Origin of the sequence: Endozoicomonas atrinae (assembly GCF_001647025.1) — a bacterium.
Lineage (GTDB): Bacteria > Pseudomonadota > Gammaproteobacteria > Pseudomonadales > Endozoicomonadaceae > Endozoicomonas > Endozoicomonas atrinae.
Genome location: NZ_LUKQ02000335.1, coordinates 1 through 4,649, shown reverse-complemented (window position 1 = coordinate 4,649; position 4,649 = coordinate 1). Strand labels below are relative to the sequence as shown.

4 protein-coding genes are annotated in these 4,649 nt (G+C 57.5%); all 4 read left to right on the top strand.

What is annotated here, in order from left to right; genetic code table 11:
• Positions 1 to 1,652 (top strand): hypothetical protein (locus AK963_RS33655; RefSeq protein WP_175404653.1); only part of this gene is annotated, 1,652 nt, incomplete at its 5' end.
• A 50-nt stretch (positions 1,653 to 1,702) separates the two neighbouring features.
• On the top strand, positions 1,703 to 2,590 hold the full coding sequence (locus AK963_RS25570; protein ID WP_066018202.1) for a hypothetical protein: 888 nt from the start codon (positions 1,703 to 1,705) through the stop codon (positions 2,588 to 2,590).
• A gap of 24 nt (positions 2,591 to 2,614) precedes the next feature.
• A complete protein-coding gene (locus AK963_RS25565; RefSeq protein WP_066018201.1) occupies positions 2,615 to 3,721 on the top strand; it encodes a hypothetical protein in 1,107 nt (368 codons plus the stop codon).
• A gap of 103 nt (positions 3,722 to 3,824) precedes the next feature.
• Positions 3,825 to 4,649: hypothetical protein (locus AK963_RS25560; protein WP_202969868.1), on the top strand; the 825-nt coding region annotated here is incomplete at its 3' end.

Sequence of the window (4,649 nt, the reverse complement as noted above, 5' to 3'; positions counted from 1 at the left end):
ACGTCAACAGTGCCGGACAGGTTGGGGGCTTTAATGCACTGGCTGGAACGGCGGGTCAGGGAACGGCCATTATCAATCTGGCCGACCTGATGCTGGAAAGCCCGGAGCTGTCGGAGCAGCCGTTTTCAGTGCGCAATATCGGCACGGAAGGGTCACCGGAGTATGTGCTGGTTTTTAACGGCTATCTGGCGGTGAACGGGCCGGTAAATATCAGTCAGCTTCAATCCGGTGAACTGCAAAACGGCACGGCGCTCACGGTGGGGCAGGGTTCCATCGAGCTGAGTACCGGCAGCGATGGATTTGGTCAGATGGTGATCACCGGCAGTGGTGGTATTGCTACCAATGATTACCTGGTGCTGAAAGAGGGGCGGATTGAGTCCTATATCTACACCGCCAGCTCTGGCCATGTTCGTTATAAAGAGGTGCGCCGCACAGAAAGCGGCATCGGCAGGCATAACCAGACCGTGGTGATTCCCGCCTATTTCAAAAGCCAGCCCACCATCAACCTCTATCCCCGCGATATTACCGTTTATAACGCCGACTACCCTGACCAGTCCCAGCGACTGGAACTGTACCACTCAACCCCCATACCCCACGGCGCCATTGAAGGGGTGTGGGTGTTCAAACCCTACGCCCGTCTGTTGCTGGCGGATGGCAGCAAGACGGAGGTCAGGAACGCCCTTTACCAGGGGGCCAGCAATACCACCACCTTTACCAGAGGCGCTGTGGACCAGGTGAAAAAAGTCATTCTGAAAGGGCGGGTTGCCAGCCAGCGTTCCACCGGCAGCGGTGGTACCTGGCAGAACCGTAAGGTGAGCGTGACCCTCCGGTACCGGCAGCAATGGGGGGAGTGGATCGACGGGGAAACGGTGGCCGTGGACATCGACCAGTTCACCACCCACGACATCGAACTGAGCCAGACCCTGACGCAGGGCCGCTATGAGGTGGGGTTGTATTTTTTAGCGGAAGACCGTGAGGGCACGTTTAACAGTGGCAGCGTTACCTACGACTACCGGGATGAGAACAAAATCGCCAACCCCTACCAGAAAACCCTCAGTCCTACCCGTTCAGCGGAGACTTTCCGGCACACCATCACCATTGGTGACCCGAACATCGGTTCGGGGTGGGAGATCAGCCGGATTTTGTATTTCGCCAAGGTGGATATACGGCTTGAGGTCAGGAACCTCTACCGCTATGACAGCAAAGCCTGGGGGCAGGATAAGGTAAAAGGACGGGCCAGAGTGCGACTCTCCAATGATCGGGGCGAATACAACACCTACGAGAAAACCACGTCCAATGACTATTTCACAAAAGAGTGGGAAGTCACCCGGTTTACGGATATTTCCATGCGCTGGGAAGATGTGGTTCACAAAGACGGCAATATCTACCCGGAAGTGGAACTCTGGGCAGAAAGGGCCGGATATGACGGACAGTCACAGGCTGGCAGTTTTTACGAGCCAAACTACGTTCCTACCAGCCTGGCTTATGTTCATATCCGCGACATTGCGGCCACCATCTATTATCAGCGGGCACAGCCAGTGAGTGATGCCCCCCTGAACCACTTCTACTGGGACACCACCGCTTACGACCTCGGTGCCACCGATGTCAGTGTATCCGACGCCGTTATCCACTGGACCGCTACCGGCGAATAAACGGCCACGGGCGAATAAACGGTAACGGGCGAATAAACAGGAGAATAACCATGGGCATGTCACGATCACAAGGCTACACCCGTATAGGCAGACCGGACTCAGGCAACAGTTACGGCCTGACCGGTAACAGTGCTTATCAGAAAAGTCTGGATCAGATGGGAAGCTTCAATACCTTCTCTCTGGGGTCTGGCAGCAACCACTTTTGGAGAAGAAACGAAGCTCAGCCACAAATGCCAGACATCACCCCCCGCTACGCCTACGACGACAGTGAGCAGCGTTACCAGCTCAATATCGACGCGGCCACCGATGTTGCAGACAAGCTGAAGGATTATGGCGACAAGCTGTTTGATGTGTTTGACAACTACCAGCCTAACTTCCAGTACCTGGGCGACAACGCCACGGTATCGGATGCCCAGTTGGAGAGCCGGTTGGGAGAGGCGACCAGCGACTATCAGGCCAATGCGGACTTGCAACAGTCGGAGTACGAACGGGACATGCGCCGGATGGGCGTAAATCCCAATTCAGCCCGGTTTGCCGGGTTTGGTACCAGCAATGCCCTGCACAAGGCGGCGGGACTCTCGGCCATCCAGAATCAGGTGCGGGACACCGCCAGAGAGGAAAGCTGGAACCGCAACCTGGATGTGGCGGAACTGGGGCTTGACCTTGGCAAGACCGCCACCGATGGCCTGAGCAGTGCGGCCAGTGTCTACAAGCTGGCGGCGGATATGTACACGGACAACAAGATCAAGTACGACCAGTTGAACGAAGCGGCCCGCCAGTATGACCTTGGCTACGGCTTCAAGCAGGACGAGATGAAACTGCAAGCCCAGAACCAGGCGTTTAACCAGGGTCAGCAGCGGTGGCAGAACGGTCTGGTGCAGACCTACGCCAACAACGGCGACTGGAATTACTCCGAAAAGTTTGATTATGAGTATTAATCCACAGGATCAGGGAGGATCACCATGTACATCGGATCGGACGGCAGGGTTTACCAGAACAAGTTTGATTCAATTGGCCACGGCACCAAAGTGCCCGGTTACGCCGATGAACAGTACGCCATCAACCAGCGCCTTGGTGAGCTGCGCAGGCAGCAGCAGGAGTACAATGGTCAGCAACAGCAGCAGGTAATGAACCAGCAGCAGATTGACCAGAACGACCTGAACCAGTTCTACGACCGGCAGCAGCGATTGGCCGCCATTCATGGTCAGCCCTACGGGTTCGGGCAGATGCCCCAGAGCATTCAGCCGGGTAATGGCATGGGAGTCAGGCAGAGTCAGCAAGGCGGTCAGGCCGGTTACGGAATGCCCATGGAGCGCAGGGAAACGGTGCAAAACCCTCTGACGCAGGACGCCGGAAAACTGAACCGGATGCTGCAAAAATACCATCAGGGGCAGGACCCACGGGATGCAGAGGATGCTATCGGTTTTATCAACCAGCACCCCGGCATCAAGGCCAGTAACGTCAGCGGTATCCGCTTTAATCACAGCGACCGCAATGAAGACCCGCTGGTCAGCCTGCTCGGTGACGATGGTAATCCGGTGAAGCAGTTCTACCTTAGCTCCCTCTCCAACCTGAACAACTTTGCCGGTCAGAAGAAACAGACCTATGACGCGGGGAATAAGGGAGCCAGTGATCCGGGCAAGCTGATGGAACAGTTGCGGGAGCAGGCCGCTGTCCTGGCAGAACAGAAGCTGGCCAGTACACCGGGACTGAGTGCCGAAGACCGCAACAAGCTGCTGCCCAAAGAGATACAGAGCCAGCTCAACCAGTTGATGAAGCCTTATCAGCCCCGCAACCCCGGTTATATGGACAATGGGCCTGTGCAGTATCAGAACGACAACCCGGACTTCAATCTGTTTGGGCCGAGGGGCGCACAAGGTGGCGGCCCCGGTTATCAGGATGTCATCGACAATAAGCTGGGCAACAACCAGCAAGAAGCCGCACCGCCACCACCACCCTCGGCCACTGCACAGCCCAAGCGGGGGCAGGGTTACGGTTTCGGTGGCAACAGTATGTTGCCAGGTGACTGGCGTAAGTACCTGCCCCAGAACAACCCCAATTATCGTTAAAAAACGCCTCCCGCCTCCCGCTTCCCGCTTCCCGCAAAAGACAAATCAAGCGCCGTTCCCGCTGTTACGGGCAGCGGGCAGCGATATTTTCAAGGATGACCCTATGAACTGGCACGACTTTATTGCGACGCCTGCCTGGCAGCAGGCCGATGACGCTGAACGGGAGCATAAGCGACAGGAGTACTGGCATCAGCACATTGCGCCCCATGTACCCGATGAGCATTACGTGGACGCTTATGCGCAGTTTAACCAGCGCACCCGGCCACGGGGCAACCCGGACAGCTCTTATGCCGGTGACCTGTGGGAAGCCCTCTGGCATGGCGGTTATGCCGGTGCGGCTGACCTGGTATCCGGTGCGAGCCGACTGGTGGGGGGCGATGGTCATAATGCCGCCAGTGACTGGCTGCGGGAGAAATCCGAGGAACAGCTCGACAATATGTCCCCTTCCAGTGTGGAGGCGATGCAGGGTTTTGGTATCGAGCGCAAAGGCGACGGGGGTTATGGACTGACCGAGGGCAGTACCGCTGCCGGTTTTGGCCTCCAGTTTGCCTCTGGGCTTGGCTCTCTGGCGCCGTCCATGATACCCGGTGGTGTGGCCAGTAAAGGGTTGTCGGCACTGGGCATGAAAGGGCTTCAGGCGACCGGTGCGGCGACAGCAGTGAAAGGGTTGAACGATGCCCGGAAGGTGCAGGGCTACGCCAACGCCATCGACAAGGGCAGCCATGCCATTGGCTACGGGGCAACCGGTGGCCTGATGATCGGCGGTGCCGGTGCCGAGGACGCCAAAAGCCAGATCATGGGACTGGGCTATGAGCAACTGAAAGACCTGCCGAGGTTCCAGGAGCTCTACCAGCAGACCTACGAGCAGGCCGGAGGCGGCGATACCCGCCAGCCTTTTGAGCAGGCCAAAGCCCTGCTGGCCGAGGAA